This window comes from Streptomyces diversicolor (genome assembly GCF_057537855.1).
This window is the reverse complement of the sequence record NZ_BAAJXA010000013.1, coordinates 86594-108723: the sequence shown is the minus strand read 5'-3', so window position 1 is coordinate 108723 and position 22130 is coordinate 86594. Positions and strand designations below refer to the sequence as shown.

At 71.7% G+C, this 22130-nt stretch carries 20 protein-coding genes; 14 read left to right on the top strand and 6 right to left on the bottom strand.

The window, feature by feature from the left end:
- Positions 1 to 76: 76 nt before the first annotated feature.
- From AC27LF_RS17535 to AC27LF_RS17485, 11 genes are all read left to right on the top strand, one after another.
- Entirely contained in the window at positions 77 to 796 is a 720-nt protein-coding gene (locus tag AC27LF_RS17535; protein ID WP_479659852.1) for a GntR family transcriptional regulator, read from the top strand.
- 127 nt (positions 797 to 923) lie between these two features.
- Positions 924 to 1364, top strand: a complete 441-nt coding sequence (gene phnG, locus AC27LF_RS17530; RefSeq protein WP_479659853.1) for a phosphonate C-P lyase system protein PhnG — start codon at positions 924 to 926, stop codon at positions 1362 to 1364.
- Complete coding sequence (phnH, locus tag AC27LF_RS17525; protein WP_479659854.1) at positions 1361 to 2032, top strand: phosphonate C-P lyase system protein PhnH; 672 nt, start codon at positions 1361 to 1363, stop codon at positions 2030 to 2032. Before phnG ends, phnH begins: the two co-directional genes overlap by 4 nt.
- A 1-nt stretch (position 2033) precedes the next feature.
- Positions 2034 to 3113, top strand: a complete 1080-nt coding sequence (locus tag AC27LF_RS17520) for a carbon-phosphorus lyase complex subunit PhnI (RefSeq protein WP_479659855.1) — start codon at positions 2034 to 2036, stop codon at positions 3111 to 3113.
- Complete coding sequence (locus AC27LF_RS17515; protein ID WP_479659856.1) at positions 3110 to 4282, top strand: carbon-phosphorus lyase complex subunit PhnI; 1173 nt, start codon at positions 3110 to 3112, stop codon at positions 4280 to 4282. Before AC27LF_RS17520 ends, AC27LF_RS17515 begins: the two co-directional genes overlap by 4 nt.
- The gene (locus AC27LF_RS17510) at positions 4279 to 5256 is read left to right on the top strand and encodes an alpha-D-ribose 1-methylphosphonate 5-phosphate C-P-lyase PhnJ (RefSeq protein ID WP_479659857.1); all 978 of its coding nucleotides are present in this window, start codon (positions 4279 to 4281) and stop codon (positions 5254 to 5256) included. The genes AC27LF_RS17515 and AC27LF_RS17510 overlap by 4 nt, the downstream gene beginning before the upstream one ends.
- Positions 5253 to 6113, top strand: coding sequence for an ATP-binding cassette domain-containing protein (locus tag AC27LF_RS17505; protein ID WP_479659858.1), 861 nt, complete (start codon positions 5253 to 5255; stop codon positions 6111 to 6113). Before AC27LF_RS17510 ends, AC27LF_RS17505 begins: the two co-directional genes overlap by 4 nt.
- 5 nt (positions 6114 to 6118) lie before the next feature.
- Positions 6119 to 6931, top strand: a complete 813-nt coding sequence (locus tag AC27LF_RS17500; RefSeq protein ID WP_479659859.1) for an ATP-binding cassette domain-containing protein — start codon at positions 6119 to 6121, stop codon at positions 6929 to 6931.
- Positions 6928 to 8148, top strand: coding sequence for an alpha-D-ribose 1-methylphosphonate 5-triphosphate diphosphatase (locus AC27LF_RS17495; RefSeq protein WP_479659860.1), 1221 nt, complete (start codon positions 6928 to 6930; stop codon positions 8146 to 8148). The genes AC27LF_RS17500 and AC27LF_RS17495 overlap by 4 nt, the downstream gene beginning before the upstream one ends.
- Positions 8149 to 8150: 2 nt before the next feature.
- Positions 8151 to 8975 carry an inositol monophosphatase family protein gene (locus AC27LF_RS17490; protein WP_479659861.1) on the top strand — a complete coding sequence of 275 codons (825 nt, stop codon included), beginning with the start codon at positions 8151 to 8153 and terminating at the stop codon, positions 8973 to 8975.
- Positions 8976 to 9434: 459 nt separating this feature from the next.
- Positions 9435 to 10943, top strand: coding sequence for a peptide MFS transporter (locus tag AC27LF_RS17485; RefSeq protein WP_479659862.1), 1509 nt, complete (start codon positions 9435 to 9437; stop codon positions 10941 to 10943).
- Between the two features lie 57 nt (positions 10944 to 11000).
- On the opposite strand, the gene AC27LF_RS17480 is transcribed toward AC27LF_RS17485, so the two are convergent.
- The 6 genes from AC27LF_RS17480 to AC27LF_RS17455 form a co-directional block, all read right to left on the bottom strand.
- Positions 11001 to 13448: an ATP-binding SpoIIE family protein phosphatase gene (locus tag AC27LF_RS17480; RefSeq protein ID WP_479659863.1), complete on the bottom strand. Its 2448-nt coding sequence runs from the start codon at positions 13446 to 13448 to the stop codon at positions 11001 to 11003.
- A 179-nt stretch (positions 13449 to 13627) separates the two neighbouring features.
- The gene (locus tag AC27LF_RS17475; RefSeq protein WP_479659864.1) at positions 13628 to 15007 is read right to left on the bottom strand and encodes a nucleobase:cation symporter-2 family protein; all 1380 of its coding nucleotides are present in this window, start codon (positions 15005 to 15007) and stop codon (positions 13628 to 13630) included.
- 72 nt (positions 15008 to 15079) lie between these two features.
- Entirely contained in the window at positions 15080 to 15919 is an 840-nt protein-coding gene (locus AC27LF_RS17470; protein ID WP_479659865.1) for an SDR family NAD(P)-dependent oxidoreductase, read from the bottom strand.
- Positions 15912 to 16328: a cupin domain-containing protein gene (locus tag AC27LF_RS17465; RefSeq protein WP_479659866.1), complete on the bottom strand. Its 417-nt coding sequence runs from the start codon at positions 16326 to 16328 to the stop codon at positions 15912 to 15914. Before AC27LF_RS17465 ends, AC27LF_RS17470 begins: the two co-directional genes overlap by 8 nt.
- A gap of 29 nt (positions 16329 to 16357) precedes the next feature.
- Positions 16358 to 17185, bottom strand: coding sequence for a phosphoenolpyruvate hydrolase family protein (locus AC27LF_RS17460; RefSeq protein WP_479659867.1), 828 nt, complete (start codon positions 17183 to 17185; stop codon positions 16358 to 16360).
- Positions 17175 to 18404 (bottom strand): Tm-1-like ATP-binding domain-containing protein, encoded by a 1230-nt coding sequence (locus tag AC27LF_RS17455; protein ID WP_479659931.1) that lies wholly within the window; start codon positions 18402 to 18404, stop codon positions 17175 to 17177. Before AC27LF_RS17455 ends, AC27LF_RS17460 begins: the two co-directional genes overlap by 11 nt.
- A 133-nt stretch (positions 18405 to 18537) precedes the next feature.
- On the opposite strand from AC27LF_RS17455, the gene AC27LF_RS17450 reads away from it, so the two are divergent.
- From AC27LF_RS17450 to AC27LF_RS17440, 3 genes are all read left to right on the top strand, one after another.
- The gene (locus tag AC27LF_RS17450) at positions 18538 to 19968 is read left to right on the top strand and encodes an aminotransferase-like domain-containing protein (RefSeq protein ID WP_479659868.1); all 1431 of its coding nucleotides are present in this window, start codon (positions 18538 to 18540) and stop codon (positions 19966 to 19968) included.
- Positions 19969 to 20196: 228 nt separating this feature from the next.
- A complete protein-coding gene (locus AC27LF_RS17445; protein WP_479659869.1) occupies positions 20197 to 20799 on the top strand; it encodes a helix-turn-helix domain-containing protein in 603 nt (200 codons plus the stop codon).
- Between the two features lie 230 nt (positions 20800 to 21029).
- On the top strand, positions 21030 to 22127 hold the full coding sequence (locus tag AC27LF_RS17440) for an ABC transporter substrate-binding protein (protein WP_479659870.1): 1098 nt from the start codon (positions 21030 to 21032) through the stop codon (positions 22125 to 22127).
- Positions 22128 to 22130 lie beyond the last annotated feature (3 nt).

Sequence of the window (22130 nt, the reverse complement as noted above, 5' to 3'; positions counted from 1 at the left end):
GTTGTTCACTTGCGCGCAGGCGACCGATGGTGTGGGGACACTTGTACGGACAGCGGCGGGGTCCAGAGTCGAAGGCGTGGCCAAGAAGAGCAGGTACGCAGAAATAGCCGCCGTACTCGCGGCCGAGATCGCCGACCAGCCCGCCGGCACACGTGTCTCCAGCGAACACGAGATCGCCGCGCGCTTCGCGGTCAGCCGTGCCGCGGCCCGCGCCGCCCTCCAGGAACTGGAGGGCCGCCTGCTGGTGCGGCGGGTCCGCGGTGCCGGCACCTTCGTCAACCGACCCATCGACTATCTGCTGTCGCGGCGCCAGCCCCCGTCGGGAAGCCGGACCGTGGAGGACGCGGGCGGTACGCATCGCCGCATCGTGCGGGACGTACGCCGCGTCGGCCTCGGCGCCGAGCACGCCGAGCGGCTGCAGCGCGGCGAGGGCAGCCCCGCCCATCTGCTCGTCTCGCAGACCTACCTCAACGGCCTGGTCAGCGGCTGGAACCAGGCGTGGGTTCCGGTGGACCTGCTGCCCGATCTCAGCTCGGCGGTGCGCGCCGTGGAATCCCTCGATGTGATTCTGCGGCAGATGTGCGGTGTGGTGCCGGTGCGCGCCTGGTGCCGGGTCAGCAGCGTGCCGGCCCCGCCCGCGGTGGCCGCGGAACTGGAGGCCGAGCACAGCCGGCCGGTGTGGCTGCTGGAGAGCATGAGCCGGGACTCCCGCACCGGAGCCCCCCTGATGTGCAGCGAGTCCTGGTCACGCCCCGACGGCCTGCGCATCGTCGTCGAACTCGACGACCGCGACTGACCGGCCGCCCCGGCCCCGGAACCCACACCCCGCGGGCCCGGCCGCAACCCGCAACGAACCCACGACCGCGACCGCGGGCGAAAGCCCGCACCCGCGGCCGATCCCGCAAGGAAATCAAGGAGCACACGTGTCTTCGACACAGACTCGTGAACGGCGCTGCGAACTGCTCGCGGCCGCCGCGCACGAGGAGATCGTCCCGCTCGCCGAACGGCTCCTGGCCGACGGCAGCATTCCCGAACCGACCGTCCTGAAGGGCCCGGAGACCGGCATGACGGTCCTCCAGGTACGCGAACCCGTCGAGGAGACCCGCTTCTACCTCGGTGAAGTCCTGGTCACCGAGTGCTCGGTCGATGTCGCCGGCGTGCCCGGCTGGTGCATGCGGCCCGGCGACGACCGGATCGCCGCCCTCGCCGGAGCGGTCCTCGACGCCCTCGCCGCGGCGGGCGACCCCGCCACCGCCGAGATCGACGCCCTGTGCGCCGCCGTGGCCGAGCGGCGGGCCGCACAGGACGCCGCCGAGTGGGCCGACGTCACCACCACCACCGTCGTCTTCGAGGAGCTGACGTGACCGACCGAGCGGCCGGCACCGCCCCGGCCCCCGCCCACCGCGCACCCCTCGCCGCCCCCGACGCGCGGCGCGTCCGCGCCCTGCGCCGCGCACCCCAGCAGTCCCAGCGCGACTTCACCGCGCTGCTCGACGTCCTCGCCCGGCCCGGCCGCATCCGCCGGCTCACCGTCCCGGACACGGCGCCGGCCGCCGCCGTCGCCGCCTGCGGACTGATCGACGTCGAGGTCCCGGTGCATGTGCTGACCGGTCCCGACCCGGACTCCGCCGCATGGGCCAAGGCGGTGTACGCCGCGACCGGCGCCCCGCGCGCGGACCTGCCCGACGCCCGATGCGTGATCGCGCTGCGCCCGCTCACCCCCGATGACATCGCCGCCCTGAACCCGGGCACCCCGCTCGACCCGGAGACCGGAGCCCGCGTCTTCGCCCAGGTGGACGCGCTCGGCGACACGAGCCCGCAGGACACGGAACTCCTGCTGACCGGCCCGGGTGTGCCGGACGGCACCGAGCGGCGCCTCGCCGTGCGCGGGCTCACCGCGGACACCGTCGCGGCGCTCGCCGCCGCCAACGCGGCCTTCCCCTGCGGCGTCGACCTCTTCCTCGCCGCCGCCGACGGCTCCGTGGCCGGACTGCCCCGTACCACCCGGATACGGCGCCCGGAGGAGGACTGAGATGGGCTACGCCGGAGTACGCGGCGGCCAGGAGGCCATCGCCGCCGCCGAACACCTCATCCGCCGGGACCGGTTCGGCGGATCAAGCCGATGGCTGGAACTGGACCAGATCACCGCACGGCTGGGACGGGCCGTGGACCGGGTGATGGGCGAGGCGGGACTGTGGGCCCCGGACCGCGCGGCACGCGCGATCCGGCAGTCACGCGGAGACCTGCTGGAAGCCGCGCAACTGCTGCGCGCCCACCGTTCGACCCTGCCCCGCCTCGCCTATGGGGCGCCCGTCCGCACGGACACGCTGCGTCCGGTGCGCCGGATCGCCCCCGCCCACCGCAATCCGCCGGGCGGCCAGGTCCTCGGCGCCACCGACGACTACACGCCCCGGATCCTCGACCTCACCGACGAGGACACGGCACGCGCCACCGCGCCGCCACCGCGCAGGCCCGCCACCGCCGGGTCGCCGGTCACCGCACCGGACCCGACGGTGCCGGCCGCCGCGATCCCGCCCGCCGGGCTGCTGGCGGACCGCCGTGACCCCACCGACCCCGACCCGTTCGACATCACCCGGGCGCCCGCACGCCCCGGCGCCCCGCGCTCGGCCCGGCTGACCTCCCTGGCCCGCGCCGAGACGGGCTCGCTGACCCACCTGTGGTACACGGTCACCCGCGCCCCGCACCACGACCAGCCGGAGATCCCCCTCGAACTGCGCCGCGGCCACCTGCCGTTGCGGGTCGAGCACCCCTTCACCGGCGCCCCGGTGACGGTCGCGGGCGTCCGGGTGACCGAGGCACGCACGGTCCGTTCCACCGACCGGCCCCGGCCGGACGGCAGCCGCTTCGACATCGGCTACGGACTGTGCCTCGGCGACAACGAGGCCAAGGCGCTCGCCATGGCGGGCCTGGACCTGCTGGTGCACCGCGACGGTGCCGCCGACCGACTGGAGCAGAAAGTGCTGATCGCCCTGGACGGCCCCGAGGCATCCGGCTTCCTCGAACACCTCAAACTCCCGCACTACGTGGACTTCCGCTCGACCCTCGACCGGGTCCGCGCGGTACGGGCGGCAGCAGCGGGGGAGCGATCGTGAACACGACTGCATCCGCCGCCACTTCGGTCCCCGAAGCCGAGGGCCCGGCGTGGCTGGAACTGGACCAGCTCACCGAGCGTCTCGACCTAGCCGTGGACCGGGCGATGGGCGAGGGCGGCCTGTGGGCTCCCGAGCTGGCGGCCCGTGCCCTGCGCCAGGCGGAGGGCGACCCGGTGGAGGCCGCGCATCTGCTGCGTGCCCACCGCGCCGCGCTGCCCCGCCTGGCGGTGACGGAACCGGTGCCCACCTCGGAACTGAGGGTGGTGCGCCGGATCAGCTCCGCCTTCCGCAACCCGCCCGGCGGCCAGGTCCTCGGCCGCACCCTGGACTACGCCGGCCGCCTGCTCGACCTGCTCCCCGAGGACGAGGGACGGGGCCGCGTCGCCGACGATTCCCTTGTCCCGGCCGGTGACGAGCATGACCACCACGAGCACGACCACCACGGCCACGGCCACGATCACCACGGCCACGCCCACCACCACGAGCACCCGCACACTGCACCCGACCCGGGGTGGGACCCCGGCGCGGACCAGTCCGACCCCGCGACCGTGGAGCGCGCCCCCGGCCATGTCCTCGGCGTCTTCCGCGAGATGGGCCTGGTCGCCCCGCTCCCCGAGAACCCCGACGACCCCGATCCGTACGACATCACCCGGCGTCCGGTCCGGCCCGGCGTCCCGCGGTCGGCGTGGCTGCAGACCATGGCACGCGCCGACACCGGATCGCTGCTGCACCTGTGGTACGGCTCCGACTGGCGCCCGGAGGATCACGAGACCCCCGGCGAACTGCGCCACGGTGCCCTGCCCGTCCGAGTGACACACCCGCACACCGGCCGCCCGGTCGCGGTCGCGGAGGTACGGGTCAGCGAGGTCCAGACCTTCCACAGCCTGCCCCGCGCCGGTGAACTGCCCGAGTTCCTCAATGTCGGCTACGGCATGTGCTTCGGCCACAACGAACGCAAGGCCATCGCCATGGCCGGGTTCGACCTGCTGCTGGCCCACCACGAGAGCGCCACCGACCTCCAGTACGACGTCCTGCTCACCCTCGACGGCCTGGACTCCACCGGCTATGTGCACCACCTCAAGCTGCCGCACCACGTGGAGTACCGCTCGGTGCTGGAACGCGCCGAGGCCGCCCGCAAGGACGCCAACTCATCCGGAGACACCGCATGACCACTCTGCCCCTGACCCCCACCGGCACCGGCGCCTCCCGCACCGGAGCCCTCGCCGGGCCTGACCCCCGCCCCGGCGTCTTCGACGAACTGTCCAAACGCGAACTCCGCCGCGCCATCCTCAGCGGCATCGCCATCCCCGGCTACCAAGTCCCCTACGGATCACGGGAGATGCCCGTCGCCCGTGGCTGGGGCTCCGGTGGTCTGCAGGCCACCCTCGCCCTGGTCGGCGAGGACTCCCGGCTGAAGGTCATCGACCAGGGCGAGGACGCCGGCGTCAACGCCTCCAACTTGCGCCGCCTGATCACCGAGCACACGGGCTGTGAGGAGGAGACCGACACCCGCGCCGCCGACATCATCCAGTCCCGGCACCGCATCCCCGAACAGCCCCTCACCGACGGACAGATACTGGTCCTGCAGGTGCCCGTCCCCGAGCCGCTGGCCGGCATCGTGCGCGAGATGGACGAGCAGCGCCGCATGCACGCCGAGGCGGACTACGCCAAGATGTGGGTCCGGCTCTACGAGGACATCGTCCACAACGGCCTGATCACCGCGGCGGCCGGCTACCCCGTGCTCGTCGGGGGCCGGTATGTGATGACGCCGAGCCCGATCCCGCGCTGGGACGTGCCCAAGATGAACCACTCCGAGGCGATCACCGTCCTCTCGGCGGGCCGTGAGAAGCGGCTGTTCGCCGTCCCGCCGCACACCCGGGTCGTACCCCTCACCTTCGACGACCGGTCCTTCGAGGTCGAGTACACCCCCGGCGCCGCCTGCAAGTTCTGCGGCTCCGACGACACCTACCTCGCCCCGGAGCCGGGCGAGGACGGCACATTCAGCACCTGGGTGTGCTCGGACACCGACTTCTGCCTCCGGCGCCGTAGCGGCGACGCCCCCGCCGACGTCGCCGGGCGGCCCGCCGATCTGGCCCGCGCGGTACTGCGGAGCACCACCCGAGAACAGGAAAAGACCGCATGAGCACGCACACCCCGCAGCCGCGTCCCTGGGCGCTGAAGGTGACCGGCCTCGGCCGCATCTACGGAGACCCGTCGCCCGCCTCCCTGCCCGGCACCGGACCGGAGCACGGCACCGCTGTCTCACCCGCGACCGGCGCGGTCGTGGCCGCCTGGGACGTCTCCTTCGACGTGGCACCCGGTGAAGCCCTCGGCATCATCGGCGAGTCCGGGTCCGGCAAGTCCACCGTGATGCGCTGCATCGCCGGCGACGAGGCCGCCACCGCCGGCGCCATCGCCCTGCGTTCCGTCGCCGACGGCACCGTCAACCTGTGCGACCTCCAGCCCCCGGCCCGGCGCCGGCTCCGGCTGAAGGACATCGCCGCCGTCTACCAGGACCCGGCCGCGGGCCTGAACCTGGATGTGTCAGCGGGCGGCAACATCGCCGATCCGCTGACCGCGGTCGGCTGGCGCTCCTACGGCGACATCCGTGGGCGTGCGGCCGAACTGCTGGACCGGGTGGAGGTCCCGCTCAGCCGCATGGACGACCTGGTCCGCACCTTCTCCGGCGGCATGCGCCAGCGCGTGCAGATCGCCAAGGCCCTCGCCAACGACCCGCCGGTGCTGCTCCTGGACGAGCCCACCACCGGGCTCGACGCGTCGGTCGCGGCGGGTGTGCTCGATCTGCTGCGCGGGCTGCTGGAGGAGACCGGGGTGGCCGCCGTCGTCGTCTCGCACGACTTCGGCGTCATCGACATGCTCACCCGCCGGGTCCTGGTCATGAAGCACGGCCGGGTGGTCGAGAACGGCCTCACCGACCAGCTTCTGGAAGACCCCCAGCACCCCTACAGCCAGCAACTCGTCGCGGCGGCCCGAGGATGACCACGATGACAACCCCCGTCATGACCCCGACCCGGCCCGCCGCCCCCGCGGACGTGCCCGGCGACACCGTCCTGTCCGTGCGCGCACTGCGCAAGGACTTCACCCTGCACACCATCGACGGCCGCACCGTCGACGCCCTGCACGGCGTCGACCTCGACGTCAGGCCCGGCGAGCACGTCGCCCTGGCCGGCACCTCGGGCGCCGGCAAGTCCACCCTGCTGCGCTGCGTCTACCGCACCTACCTGTCCGGCTCGGGCCGCATCTGGTTCCGGACGGCGGGCGGTGAACTCCTCGACGTGGCCGCGCTGCCCGACGCCGAAGCCGCCGATCTGCGCGGCCAGGAGATCGGGTACGTCTCCCAGTTCCTGCGGCCCCAGCCGCGCCGCTCCGTGATGTCCATCGTCGCCTCGGCCGGCGTCGCACGCGGCATGGACCGCACCGACGCCCGGGAGGCCGCCGCCGCGGCGCTGCGCCAGGTCGCCATCGCCGAGCACCTGTGGGACATGCACGCCACCGTCCTGTCCGGCGGGCAGAAGCAGCGCGTCAACATCGCCGCCGGCACCATCGCCCCGCCCCGGCTGCTGCTGCTGGACGAGCCGGTCTCCGCCCTCGACCCGGCCAACCGCGCCGCGGTCCTGGACCTGATCGCCCGCCTGGAGGAGACCGGCACCGCCGTGCTGTCCGTCTTCCACGACCTCGACGCCATCGAACGCCTCGCCACCCGCGTGGTGGTGCTCGGCGCCGGCCGGGTGCTGGCCACCGGCGCCCCCGCCGACATCCTGCACGACGCCGACCTGCCGCTGGAGGTGGCCCGATGAGCCGCTATGTGTTCGTCCACGCCCGGGCCGTCCTGCCCGACCGCACCCTTGACGACGCCCTCGTCGCCGTCGAGGACGGCAGGATCACCGAGGTCGCCCCCGTCACCCCGGGCGCGGTCCCGGCCGGCGCCCTCGACCTCGGTGGCGCCCTGCTGCTTCCGGGCATCGTCGACACCCACAGCGACGCCCTGGAGAAGGAACAACGCCCCCGTCCCACCGTGGAGTTCGAGGCGGGCTTCGCCGTACGGAGCTTCGAGGGACGGGTCCGCGCCGCCGGTGTCACCACGATGCACCACGCGGTCAGCTACCAGACCAGACTCGAAAAGGACCGCACCGTCGAGCGCTCGCTGGCGCTCACGGCCGCCGTACGGGAACGCGCCGCGGCCGGCACCGGCCTGGTCGACCACCGGGTGCTGCACCGCCTCGACGCCCGCGACGCCGACGCACTGGCCGCACTCAAGGGCGTCCTCGCGGCGCAGCCGCACACCGACGTGCCGCCGCTGGTCTCCTACGAGGACCACACACCCGGCCAGGGCCAGTACCGGAACCTGGAGGCGTACCGGGCGACCGTCCAGCAGCAGGAGCGCCTGTCGGCCGAGGACGCCGACCGGTTCATCCGCGACCGCATCGAGGAGCGTGTCGACGGCTTTCCGCAGCGCGCCCGCACCCTCGCCCACCTCGGCCAGGAAGCACGCGCGGGGCGGATCCGGCTGCTCGCCCACGATGTGGAGAGCACCGAAGAACTCGCCCAGGTACGGGCGGCGGGTGCCGCCGTCGCCGAGTTCCCCACCACCCGCGAGGCGGCCCGCGCCGCACAGGACGCCGGGATGCCGGTGGTCGCCGGCGCGCCCAACGTGCTGCGCGGCGGCTCGCACAGCGGCAACGTCGGCGCCGAGGCACTGATCACCGAAGGGCTGGTGGACAACCTGTCCAGCGACTACATGCCCACCACCCTGCTGGCCGCCGCCCTGAAACTGGCCGAACGCGGCGTGGTCCCGCTGCACACCGCCGTGGCGCTCATCACCTCGGGCGCCGCGCGGACCGCGGGACTCGCCGACCGCGGCGCCCTCGTCGCGGGGCTGCGCGCCGACCTGGTCGTCGTCACCGCCGACGGCGGCCGGCCCACCGTACGGATGTCCCTGCTCGCCGAGGAGTCCCGGGACGGCGACGACGCACCCCTGTCCGTGGCCCGGCTGCTCCAGCCCACGGGACGGTGACCATGACCACGACCGACCCCGGCACCCACCCGGCGCTGCTCGCCGCCGCACGGGCCGCACTCGACACCTACCACGACGCACGGGCCGCACACGACCGGACCACACTGGCCGAGCCCGTGGCCACCGGCGCCGACGGCACCCCCACCATGTACATCGACCGGCTCGTCGAGGACGCCGTGATCGACGCGCTGCGCCCGTACCGGGTCAACGTGCTGTCCGAGGAGAGCGGCTGGATCGACAACGGCAGCGCCGTCTCCCTGGTCATCGACCCGCTCGACGGCTCCGCCAACGGCGCCGCCGGTGTCCCGCTGACCGCGTTCGCCGCCGCCGTCGCCGTCGACGGGCAGTTCACCGAGGCATACACGGTCTGGCTCGACACCGGCCGGAGCTGGTGGGCGCACCGCGACCAGCCGGTGCCGTACCGCACATCGGGACGCACGGCACTGTCCGGCGCCGCGCTGTCAATGTTGCGCCCGCACACCGGCAAACCCGGCCCGGCCGCCGCCTGGTGGGCCGCCGCCTCCCGCGCCGCCCGGGTCCGCATCCTGTCCACCACCTGCCTGGAAGCGGCCCTGGTCGCCGAGGGCGCCATCGACGCCTTCGCCGACGCCTGCTCCGGCACCCACCGCCTGGTCGACCTCGCCGCGGCGGCCGTCATGGTGCCGCGCGCCGGGGGAGCGGTGCTCGACGTCCGCGGGCGCCCGCTCGTCTTCGACACCGATCTGACCCGCCGCTGGTCCGGTGTCGTCGCCGCCACCCCCGAACTGGCCGCCGAACTCGCCGGCGTACTGGCCCACGCGGCCGACGCGGCGACGTCCGCGCACTGAACAGCCGTCGCGCCCCGATCGCCGCAGTCCATGAGACCGGCACGGGGCGCGACGGCATCGCACCGGTCGTGACCTTCCCGAACCTTCCCGGTGACCATCCGCCGGCGGCCCGGGAGCGCGTCCCGCCCGGCGACGTGGCCGAGTCGCCGCTGGTGCGCCGGCCCACGGACAGCGGTCACCCGCACCCGTGCGGAGCTGTCGAACGCGCCGATAACGACCGCTTATCGGCAGCGTGAAAACCTCTATTGGACCCCTCGCTTCGGCCCGTGCTGAACTCTCCGCCACCGCAGACGATGCTCGATGGAGGGTGACGATGGGACATACGGTCGCCGAAGACCCGGCGGCGGCGTCGCGACGGCACAGAACGCCACGCCGCGACCCTGCCGACGCCGCCCCTGGCCGTTGTGGAGCCCGCGGCCGAGCCGGCCGGAACCCTCTGGTTCGGGAAGGACTCGGCGCATGAGAAAGACACAGCACCCTGCGACCGCGGCAGGTGTCCGCGACACACACGGGGCGACGGCGGGGGCGTCCGGGCGTCCCTTCGGGCGCGGACTGTGGAGCATGGCCCTCACCGAGATGTGGGAGCGCTACTCCTTCTACGGCCTTCAGGGCATCCTCTCGTTCTACCTGCTCTACGCACTGGCCGACGGCGGCCTGGCCATGGACCCGTCCGTCGCGGCGGGCATCGTCGGGGCCTACGGCGGCACCGTGTATCTGTGCCAGATCCTCGGTGCCTGGCTGGGCGACCGGCTCGTCAGCCCGCAACACATGGTGCTCTACGGTGCCGTCGTCATCACGGCCGGACACATCGTGCTCGCCTTCGCCCCCGGCCCCGCCGGCCTCGGCGCCGGACTGCTGTGCATCGTCGCCGGCACCGGTGCGCTGAAGACGAACATCACCTCGATCGTCGGGTTCGTGCTGGACCAGAACCCGGAGGGACGCCACCGGGACGCCGGCTTCTCCTACTTCTACATGGCCATCAACATCGGTGCGGTGGCCGGTCCGCTCACCACCGGTCTGGTCCAGAGCGAACTCGGCTTCCACTACGGGTTCGCACTGGCGGCGGTCGGCATGGGCGCCGCCCTCGTCCAGTACGTCGCCTCGATGAAGCATCTGCCCGAACGCGCCCGGACCGTCAACAACCCGCTGCCCGCGGGCCGCCGTCCGCTCGTCGCCATGGCGGGCGTCGCCTTCCTCGCCGCCGCGGGCGCGGCCGTCGCCACCGGAGTGCTGCGGGCGGAGAACCTGTCCACCGTGGTCACCGTCGCCGCGCTGGTGGCCGCGGCCGCCTACTTCCTCACCCTGACCACCTCGTCGGCCGTCAGCGGCGCCGAGCGCCGACGCGTCCTCGGCTACCTCCCCCTCTTCCTGGCCTCCGGGGTCTACTTCGGCTTCCTGTTCCAGAAGTTCACCGCGATATCCATCCTCATCACCGAACGCATCGACCTGCACATCGGCGGCTGGACGTTCCCGGCCGCCTGGATCACGACCGTCAGCCCGCTCGCGCTCGTCCTCGTCATCCCGCTCGTCGCCCGGATGTGGAACACCTTGGGGGAGCGCCAGCCCGGTCCGGTGACCAAGGTCGCCATCGGACTGGCCCAGATCGGCTGCGCCTATCTGTTCCTGCTCGTCATCTCCGAGGCCACCGGTCACGCCCAGATCCCGTTGGTCCTCATCCTGCTGTTCATGATGGCGGCCGGTTCCTCCGAGGTCTTCGTCGGGCCGATCGGACTGTCCCTGGCCACGCGGATCGGCCCCGCGAAGTTCACGTCCCAGATGGTGGGCCTGAACTTCCTCACGCTCGCCCTCGGTTCCTCCCTGTCGGGCCAGCTCGGCCAGCTGTTCACCGTGATCGACAACGCCTCCTACTTCGCTCTCACCGCGGTGTGCGGCATCGCGCTCGGCCTCGCACTCCTCGCCGCGCGAGGCCCGCTGGAACGCCTGCTGAGGACGGGGCTTGAGCACTGAGCACACCGGGCGGAACGGTCGGCTCGACGGCCTTGCGGAGCGTGGAGACCGCCCAGATCAGTTCTTGTGAGGCAGCGGCGGCGTCGGCGGCACGATGGGGATCTCGGCCCAGATGGTCTTGCCGGTGGGGGTCTGACGACTTCCCCAGCGCCGGGTGAGCTGCGCCACGATGAGCAGGCCGCGGCCGCCCTCGTCGAACGTGCGGGCGCGCCGCAGGTGCGGTGCGGTGCTGCTGGTGTCGCTCACCTCGCAGATGAGCACCGTGTCGCGGATCAAACGCAATTGCACGGGCGGTTTCCCGTAGCGGATGGCGTTGGTGACCAGCTCGCTGATGACCAGTTCGGTGACGAACTGCTGGTCCGGCAAGTCCCAGGCCGTGAGCACGTCCATCGCCGCTCGGCGGGCCTCGGCCACGCCGGAGGGGTCTTGCGGCAGCTGCCAGACGGCGACCTGGTCGTCGGCGAGGGCCTTGGTCCGTACGAGCAGGAGCGCCGCGTCATCGGAGCGGCGCACGGCCGGCACATGGCTCAGCAGTGCGTCGCACGCCGTCTCCAGTTCACGCCCGGGGACGGCGAGCGCCTCCCGGAACATGCGGAGTTCGGCCTCGGGCTCCCCCCGGGCATCCCCCACCAGACCATCGGTGTAGAAGGCGAGCACGCTGCCTTCCGGTGCCTCGAACTCCGCGACTTCGAACGGCAGCCCGCCCACACCCAGGGGCGGGCCGGCCGGCGGCTCCAAGAACCGCACCGAGCCGTCGGGCGTCACGAGCACCGGCAAGGGGTGACCCGCACGGGCCATCGCGCAGCGACCCGACACGGGGTCGTAGACCGCGTACAGGCAGGTCGCGCCCACCTCCGCCAGCTCTGTGCCCGGCACCGCGGTCTCTTTCGCGGCTGCCTGTTCGTCCAGGCGCAGCACGAGGTCGTCGAGCTGGGTCAGGAGTTCGTCGGGGGCCACATCGGCGTCGGCGAGTGTGCGCACCGCCGTGCACAGCCGTCCCATGGTCGCCGAGGCGTGGATGCCGTGGCCCACGACGTCGCCCACCACCAAGGCCACCCGCGCGCCCGACAGCGGAATCACATCGAACCAGTCGCCCCCGATGCCGATCGCTGTGGTGGCGGGCAGATAGCGGGAAGCGATGTCCACGGCCGCGGCCGACCGCAAGGGCACTCGCTCGGGCAGCAGAGTGCGTTGCAGGGCCAAGGACGTCAGGCGCTCGCGGGCATAGCGACGGGCATTGTCGATGTACACCGCGGCACGACTGCACAGTTCCCCCAAGAGCCGGACGTCCTCGGCGTCGAACGGATTCGAGGTGCTGTGCCGGAAGAAGGTGGCCAGGCCGAGCATGGCGCCGCGGGCGTGCAGCGGCACCGCCAGGGTTGAATGGATGCCGTGCTCTTCGGCCAGGCGCCGGCTGACGGTGACCGGCAACCGTCCGTCGGCGTCGAGGTCGTCCGGTCGGCCCAGCACGGGCCGGACAGCCTTCAGCGCACGGGCGATCGACTCGCTGACCTGGGGAGGGTGCAGCTGACCGGGCTTGACCCCGGATTCCGGGCAGCCGGGCAGGACCGAGCGTTGCGCGACTCTCCGGAACGCCTCCGTCTCGCCCGGATCGACGCCGCCGTCCTCCTCCCCGCGGAGCACACCGTCCAGGATGTCGACGGTGACGAAGTCGGCGAAGTGCTCGGTGGCGACCTGGGCCAGTTCATCGGCGGTGCGGACGAGGTCGAGCGTGGTGCCGATCCGTTCGCTCGCCTCGTTGAGGACATTCAGCCGCAGGCGCGCCTGGTACTGCTCCGTGCTGTCAGCGGCGGCCAGACCCACGGCCCGGACCTGCCCCTCGGGGTCCTTGATCGGATACACCCAGCTCAGCCAGGCGTGCGGAGCGGCGTCACGTGGCGTCTTGACGTGGGGCTCGAAGGCCAGCGGCTCTCCGGTGCGCAGGACCTGCTCGGCGGCTTCGGCGACCGCCCTCAGTGGCGGTGGCAGCGGACCGTGCGCGTCCTGTCCCAGACGGAATCCGACGAGCTCCGATTCGGCTCTGCCCAGTCCGGAGGCCACGGCCGGGTTGACGGCGATACGGACGAGCGAGCGGTCGCAGAGCGTCACGGGCAAGGGCATCTGGTCGATGGCCCACTGCTTGAGGAGCGCGAGTTCACCTTCCCTTTCGCCGCCCATGGCGGCCCCGGCGGCGTCGATGATCCAGATGGTGTCGCCCGCACCGTCCGACAACGGCCGCACGCGGATGCCCGCCCGCCGCACATGGCCCTTGCGATGCCGGAGAAGAACCACCCCGCTCCAGGTCTCGCGCCCCGCCCAGCACCGGCGGAGCGCCGACGGCGCGGGTTCGCAGAACAGCTCGAAGAAGGAGCGCCCCACCGTCTCCTCGGGGGCGAGGCCCAGCAACCGGCGTCCGCCAGGCCCCCAGGCAGTGAGTTCGCCTGACATCCTCGCCACGCCGACGCTGTCGCCCTGCCGGAAGGGTTCCGCAGATTCGTTGTGCATGGGGTCCACTGTCCGACCGATGCTCCCGATGGTCCCGGACCGACTGTTCGGGGAGGCCGGCGGCCCCCTTCCAGGGTGCTCCGCGGCCCCGGCCTGCGCAAAACAGTCCGCCGAGCGCTCGCGCGGCGGCCCGCGCACATCCCCGGCGAGGGACAGGAGCGCGGGCCGCTCGTGGCGGGCTACTCGGCCGCGAGGGCTTGGGCGTCCGGTGTCTGCCCGGCTCTCGACCCCAGGTGGTTGAAGAAGATGTTCAGCGTTATCGCGACGAGCGCGGTGACGACGATGCCGCTCTTGAGCACGACTTGGAGCTGTTGCGGAAAGGCGTGGAAGAACTGCGGCTGCGCGACGGGTACGGTTCCCGCTCCGAGGCTGACGGCGACGGTGATCAGATTGCGGTCACTGGTCAGGTCGGCATGGGACAGGGTCTGGATTCCGACGGTCGCGATGGTGCCGAACAGCACGAGCAGGGCGCCTCCCACGGCGGCCTTGGGCAGCGCTGCCGCGACCGCCGCCACCTTGGGCAGACAACTCAGAACGATCATGAACACCCCGGCGACCGCGCAGACGAACCGGCTGCGGACGTTGCTGGTCCGCACCAGCCCGACGTTCCCGTTGAAGGTGGTGGGAGGCAGCGGGCTGAAGGCGCCGCCGAGCATGGTCGCCAGGCCCTCGCCGAGCACGCCTCGTGTCACGGCGCGCTGGTCAGGTGCCCGGCCGACGATCGCGCCGACGGCGAAGAAGCTCGCCGTGCTCTCGACCGCCACGATGATCATGGCGATGCTCATGGACACGACGGCGGACACGTCGAATCGGGGCCACCCGAAGTGGAACGGTCCGACGAAGGCGATCCAGCGGGCGTCGGCGACACCGCTGAAGTCGACGGCGCCGAGGACGACACCGACCACACCGCCGACGAGCAGGCCGATCAGGATGGCGATGCTCCTGAGCAACCCGGTGGTGACGCGGTAGGCGACGAGGACGGTGAGCACGGTCGCGCCCGCGATGGCCAGGTTGCGCGGGCTGCCGAACGTGGCTGCGGACGCGTCACCGCCGCCGGCCAGCGTCACACCGATGGGGAGGATCGCGAGCCCGACCATGGTGATGACGGTTCCCGTCACCAGCGGGGGAAAGAACCGCAGCAGCCGTCCATAGAGGGGAGCGGCCAGGAAGATGACGAGCCCGGCGGGTAGGGCAGCTCCGTAGATCGTCAGCAGACCGGTGACGCCGCCGCCGTGCGCGTTGCCGATCGCGATCGCCGGCCCGATCACGACAGAGGACCCCCCGAGCACGAGCGGTAGCCGGATCCCGGCCTTCCACAAGCCGATCGACTGGATGAGTGTGCCGATGCCGCCGGTGAACACCACGGCACTCAGCAGCACGGCCGTGTCGCGCGCCGACAACCCGATGCCCGCGGCGATGATCGCCGGCAGCACGACGATCGCCGCGTAGAAGGTCAGCAGGTGTTGCAGCCCGTAGAGAACCAGACGCCCCGCGGGGGGTCTTTCGTCCACGGGATGGGGCACGTGATCCGGGTGTTCGGATCCGCTCGGCTGGGTCATGGTCGGCTCTCTCTCACTAGTGTCCGCGGTGCCCCCGTCCCTCGGTGGTGGGCGTGCTTCCCCCGGGTCGGCTCAGTACGGGCAGCTGCCACCGTCGACGTTGATGCTCTGGCCGCGGATCGCCTGCACGTGGTCGCTCAGCAGGAAGGAGATGACCGACGCCACCTCGATCGGCGCGATGTGCCGGCCCAGTTGCTCGTTGGCCATGAACGCGAAGATGTCGTCGGCGTCGTCGGGCGTGTGCCGGGCGTGGGTGTCGGCGACCTGGTGGAGCATCCGTGTTTCGACACCACCGGGGCACACACAGTTGACGTTGATGGCGTACGGAGCCCACTCCTCGGCGGTGACCCGGGTTAGGTTGATGATCGCGGCCTTGCTGGCGTTGTAGGCCACCATGTCCGGGTGCCCCTTCTTGCCGGCTTCCGAGGCGACGTTGACGATGCTGCCTCCCGTGCCCTGGTCGATCATCCGAGCTGCCACCAGACGTGTGACCTCGAAGGGACCGAAGACGTTCACCGCGAACTGGTCGTCCCACAGGGACCGGACGTGCTCAAGCGCGGGAGCCATCCTCACCATGCCCGCGACGTTCGCCAGCCCGTCCACACCGCCGAGCAGACTCACGGACCGGTCGACCGCGGCACGCACCGATGCCTCGTCCCGCAGGTCGAGTCCGATCGCGTACACGCCCCGGTCGCTGCCGCCGAGTGTGTCGGCCAGCTTCGCCGCCGCGTCCTCGGACACGTCGGCGATGACCACGCCGGCACCTTGCTTGAGCAGCAGTTCGACGGTCGCGGAGCCGACGCCGCCGGTGCCGCCGGTCACGATGAACCGCTTGCCACGGTGGACGGGGAAGACGGCCGGCTCCACGACGGGAAGGGTGTGGCCGCCCTGGTGGCGCTTGAACTCACCCACGGGACGCCACCGCCCACGTCGGAGCCTGTCCCGGGGCCAGCTCGGCGAAGTCGGGCACGGACCTGAGTGCCTTCTCCGCGCCGCCGGGTGTGTAGGTCGCCACGAGGCGCAGCGGACGCCAGCCGGTGTTGTACGTCGAGTGCGGGGTGCCCTTGGGGATCCAGACGGCATCGCCCGCCCGCACCGGGAATTCCGGACCGTCGCCGACGGTCTGCCTGCCCTCGCCCTCGATCACATAGAGGACTTCGTCGGCATCGGGGTGTTCATGCCGGTCATGGCCCTTGTTCGGGTTGATGACCACCTCTCCCAGTGTCGAAGAGGCGCCCGGTACGGCGTCCGGTGTCACATGCCATTTGATCGACCCCCAGTCGAAGACCATGGTGGGGATCGAGTCCGGGTTTCGGTGCATCGGTTGTCTCCAGTTCGTATCGACGCAGGTCAGTCGGCCGCGGGAAGCTGCTTGAACGCGCGGAGCTGGCCGGCGATGGCCCGTTCGGTGGGCAGCCGTTCCATCGACGAGGCACCGAAGAACCCCGCGATGCCCTGGGTCCGCTCCAGGATGTAGCGCACGTCGTCGGGTTCGGCGAGCGGCCCGCCGTGGCACAGCACGTGGATGTCGGGGGCGACGGCGACGGCGGCGTCACGCATCTCCTGGATGCGGTCCACGGCCTCGTCGAGGCCGATCGTCGTCCGGGCGCCGATGCTGCCCTTCGCCGTCAGGCCCAGATGCGGGACGATGATGTCGGCGCCGGCCTCCGCCATGGCGGCGGCCTGCGCCGCGTCGAACACATACGGCGCGGTGAGCAGCTCGCGCTCCGCGGCGAGCCTGATCATCTCGATCTCAAGATCGAAGCCCATGCCGGTCTCTTCCAGGTTGGCACGGAAGACACCGTCGACGAGCCCCACGGTCGGGAAGTTCTGCACGCCGGTGAACCCGATGGCGCGCAGTTGGTCGAGGAACCACGGCATCCGGCGAAACGGGTCGGTGCCGCAGACGCCGGCGAGCACGGGTGTGCGTTCGACGACGGGCAGCACTTCGCCGGCCATCTCCAGCACGATCGCGTTGGCGTCGCCGTAGGGCAGCAGCCCGGCCAGCGAGCCACGCCCGGCCATCCGGAAGCGTCCCGAGTTGTAGATGATGAGCAGGTCCACACCGCCCGCCTCGGCTGCCTTGGCGGACAGGCCGGTGCCGGCGCCGGCACCGATGATGAGCCGTCCCGCCTCCAGTTGGCCGCGGAAGGCGGCGAGTGCCTGATTACGATCCATGACGCTTCCTCAGGATGAGTTGATGCAGGTGGTCGGCGGCCGCCGCGGCGAACACGGCGTCGTTGACGTGCCCGTCGGTGTCGACGACCTCGACGGCGCTGCCGGCCACCGCCTCAAGCGCGGCGCCGGCACACGCGGCGTCCGCCGTCGGGTCCCAGAACGCCCCGCCCGGGGCATCCACGGCGGAGAACCCGCCACGCGGCACGAACAACGCGGTGGGACCGGTCGACGCGGCGAGCTTGCCGCCCAGCACGCCACCGATCTCGGCGGCCTCGGCCGCGCTCGTCCGCATCAGCGTCACCGCGTCGTTGTGGACCAGCAGCGTGCGGTCCGCGAACCGCTGCGGCACCGTGCTCCGTGGACCGAAGTTCACCATGTCGAGCGCTCCGAGGCTGACCACCTGCGGCACACCGGCCACGGCCGCGGCGGTGAGCCGGTCCGGTCCGGCGGACAGCACACCGCCGACGACCTCGTCGGCGATCTCCGTCGTGGTGAGGTCGAGCACGCCGGCGATATGGCCCTCGGCGACCAGTGATTCCATCGTGCGTCCGCCCGAGCCGGTCGCGTGGAACACCAGCACCTCATAGCCCAGCTCTTCCAGCCGTCGCCGCGCCGTGTCCACGGCCGGGGTGGTGACACCGAACATGGTCGCCGCGACGAGCGGCCTGTCCTCCGGCACCGTGCCCGCGGCCCGCCGGGCGTCGTACGCGGTGGCCATCCCGGCGATCGCGGCCGCCGCGTTGGCGAGGACCTGCCGCGAGATGGAGTTGACACCGGCGACGTCCACAACGCTGTACATGAGGGTGACGTCACTCGTGCCGACGTAGGCGGAGACATCACCGGCGGCCATCGTGGAGACCAGCAGCTTCGGCAGGCCCACCGGCAGCGCCCGCATGACGGTGGCGGCGACCGAGGAGCCGCCGCTGCCACCGAGGGCGAGCACGCCGCTGAGCCTGCCACGTGTGTACAGGTCCTCGGCGACGGCCCTGGTCCCCGCGGCCATCGTCGCCAGCGCGTGTCCGCGGTCGCGCCGGGCCCTCAGCGCTTCCAGACTCGTGCCCGCGGCCTCGGCGACCTCGGCCGCCGACACATCGGCCGCGAGGGCCGGCGCCCCCAGCACGCCGGTGTCGACGAGCACGACATCCGGCCCGAGCCCGACGACGAGGTCGCGGACGAACGCATACTCCCGGTCCTTGGTGTCCAAGGTCCCGAACAACATGACGGCCACACTGACGCTCCTCGCACGGTTCCGCTTGTGGCGCGGAACGGTTGGCCCAATACTGTGGTCGGCCGATGGGCCCCTCAAGGGCCAATTCCGCGCGAATGGCCCAAGGACAGGAGGTGGCTGCCGCGTGTCCCCGCCCCGTACCGCGCGTGTCGCCCGGCTGCTCGACGGCTGGGAGAGCACTTCCGGACACCTTCCGGACCGGTTGTGCCACGCCCTCGCGGACCTCATCGACCAGGGCGACCTGGCCGACGGCGACCGGCTGCCCTCCGAACGCGACCTCGCCGCCGCGCTCTCGGTGAGCCGCGGCACGGTCACCGAGGCGTACACGAGGCTGCGCGACGACGGCCGGATCAGCAGCCGGGTCGGAAGCGGCTCCGTCGTGACGCTGAACCACTGGCGGGAGACGGCCGGTGACGCCAGGTTCAGCAGCTTCGGGTCCCGGTACGACGAGCCCATCGACCTGTCGAGTGGCGCCCCCGGCGGCCTGCGGGCCGTGGTCGAGCACGCCCGGTCGGCGCTCGACACATCGGCGTTCGCCGAGCTGGTGACCGAGGACGGATACGACCTGCATGGCCTCAGACGCCTGCGCGCGGCGCTCGGCACGTACTACGCGGACCTCGGCGTACCCACCGAGCCGGAGGAGGTACTGGTCACCAACGGCTCGCAGCAGGCCCTGAAGCTCCTCGCGGACACCCTGGTCAGCCGCGGGGACACCGTCATCGTCGAGGACCCGACGTACCGCGGCGCACTGGAGGTGTTCCGTGCCCGCAACGTCCGGCTGGTGCCGCTGCCCGTCGAGGCGGACGGCCCGGACGTGAACATGCTCGCCCGGTTGGTACGGCAGCTGCGGCCCCGGCTGGTGTATCTGCTCCCCGTCGCCCACAACCCGACCGGGTGTCTGGTCTCGCCGGAGAAGGCACGCCGGATCGCCGAGATCATGGACGACTCCGACGCGATCCTCGTCGAGGACGGCTCACCGGCGGATCTGACCCTCAGCACCCCGGCGCCGCCCACTCCGATCGGTGCGGCACTGACATCGGCGCGGTGGATCGCCGTCGGCTCCGCGTCGAAGGTGTTCTGGGGCGGTCTGCGCATCGGCTGGATCCGCGCCGGGCAGTCCACCGTGCGCACCCTGGCCCGGGCGAAGGCCGCCGAGGACCTCGGCAGCTCCGTGCTGAGCCAGCTGGTCACCGTGGCCTGTCTGGACGATCTCGCGAACGCACGCTCGCTGCGTCGCCGTCATCTGCTCCGCGGCCTGCGCGCGGCCGTCGACACCCTCAACCGGCACGCGCCGGAATGGTCGTGGACCGAACCGCGGGGCGGCAGCGGCCTCTGGGTGCGCCTGCCGGGCACCGACACGACGGCGTTCGCCCAGACGGCCCGGCGCAACGGCATCGTCATCGTGCCGGGCCCGGTGTTCTCGTCGGTCGAGGGCTTCCAGGACCACCTGCGCATCCCCTTCTGGAAGGAGCCGGACGAACTGACCGCCGGCCTGACCCGCCTCGCCGACCTCTGGCGGATCACCCGGACACACGCCACGCGCACCAGTCGCTGAATGTGCGGGAGCGCCGTCGCTCTCACTGGCTCGGCTGCCTAGGCACCAGAAGGTGCGTGACCGAGCGGGAAGCGGATACGCCGGGCCTGAGGCGGGAGCGCTCCGAGGCGGTTGGTCACGGTCCGGTGACGGCGGTGACGGGGTCTTGTGCGGCGGATCACGCGAGCGTACGGTCCGTATCACCGCAGCGAACAAAGTGTTCGCTGAAGTTGCGTCAGGTGTTCGCCCATGACTGAACGTTCACTGCAGGAACGCTCCGGCGATCTCTCCGCCGACGCCGCTGACCTGGCTCTGGGAGCCCGGATCCGGGAGTACCGGAAGATGCGGCGGATGTCATTGCGTGCCCTGGGAGAGGCCGCCCAGGCCAGCCCCGGTTTCCTCAGCCAGTTGGAACGCGGGCAGGTGAACTCCTCCATCGGCATGCTGCGGCGGATCGCCGTGGCACTCGGCGTCACCGTGGCCGATCTGTTCGACCAGGACAGTGCGCCCGGTCCGAAGGTGGTGCGACGGGCCGACCGGCCGACGCTGCACACCGCCCCGGGAAGCCGCAAATCCCTCATTTCCCAGCGTCCGCTCGGTCATCTGGAGGTGTACTCGGGCGAGTTCGACCCGGGCGCCTCCACCGGTGACGACGCCTACACCCATGGAGACTCCCAGGAGATCCTTCTGGTGATCACTGGCGCCGTGCGGGTCGAACTCGACGGCCGCGCCCATGAACTGGACGCCGGCGACAGCATCGAATACCGCTCATCGGTGCCGCACCGCGTGGTCAACAGCCACGAAACACCCGCCGAAGTCCTCTGGATCATCAGCCCGCCGACGCCGGACTGAGCACACCCACACTCCTTTCCTTCTCCCGTCCGGCCCTCCCGTCCGGCGCACTGTCACATCCCGTAGTGCGTCCCGTTTCCCTCCCGGTGGCGCACACCCTTTCCCGTCGCCCCCTCGTAGGCGCTCCGCGCACCCTGCGCCCACATCGTGCGCTCCGTGTCTTCGCCGTCTCTGTGCGCCTTCACCGCTCATCCCTGGAGTCAGCAATGCCCGGAACATCACACAAAATCATGGGGTGTGCCGCTGTCGCCGGCGCCCTGCTCCTGACCCTCACCGGCTGCGTCGGCACCAGCCCCGCCGGGGCCGATGTCGACCTCGGCCCCGGCCCGGCACAGGCGGGCCAGGTGAAGAAGGGCGCGCTCGACGGTGTCACCCTCACCTTCGCCTCCTACGGCGGCATCTTCCAGGACGGTCAGGAGACCGCCGCGGTGAAACCGTTCGCCGCCGCGTCGGGGGCCAAGCTGCTCTCCGACGGTCCCACCGACTACACCAAGATCAAGGCCCAGGTCGACGCCAAGAACGTCACCTGGGACGTGGTGGACACCGACACCCTCTGGGCCGAGCACCAGTGCGGCAAGCTGCTGATGCCGCTCGACACCACCGTCGTCGACACCTCCAAGCTGCCCAAGGGCATGCGGGGCAAGTGCTCCGTGCCGGCCATGAGCTACGGCGTGGTCCTGATGTACGACAAGAAGAAGTTCGGCAGCAACCCGCCGAAGGGATGGGCGGACTTCTTCAACACCGCGAAATACCCCGGCAAGCGCGCGATACCCGGCATCGCGTCGGACCTGTCCCCGGGCGCGCTGGAGGCGGCCCTGCTCGCCGACGGGGTCGCCCCCGACCGGCTGTTCCCGCTGAACGTCGACCGGGCGCTGAAGAAGCTGACGAGCGTCCGTTCCTCCCTGGTCTTCTGGGACACCGGTGCCCGCTCCCAGCAGTTGCTGGAGTCCGGCGAGGTCTCCATGGCCATGGTGTGGTCCGGCCGCGCCTACGCGGCGGTCAAGAACGGGGCTCACTTCGCACCGCAATGGAACCAGTTCCTGCCGGTCTCCGACTCGCTCGCCGTCCCCGTCGGCGCCAAGAACCCCAAGGCGTCCATGGCACTGATCAACTACTACCTCGGCGCCGCCCAGCAGACCAAGCTCACCGAGCTGACCTCGTACTCGCCGATCAACACCGACGCACACCCCAAGCTCGACAAGCTCGCCTCGCAGTATGTGACCACCACACCCGAGAGGCAGGCCCAGGCGCTCACGATCGACAACGCATGGTGGGCGAAGAACCAGGCGCAGATCATCCAGAAGTGGTCCGACTGGCTGGCTCGGTGAGCG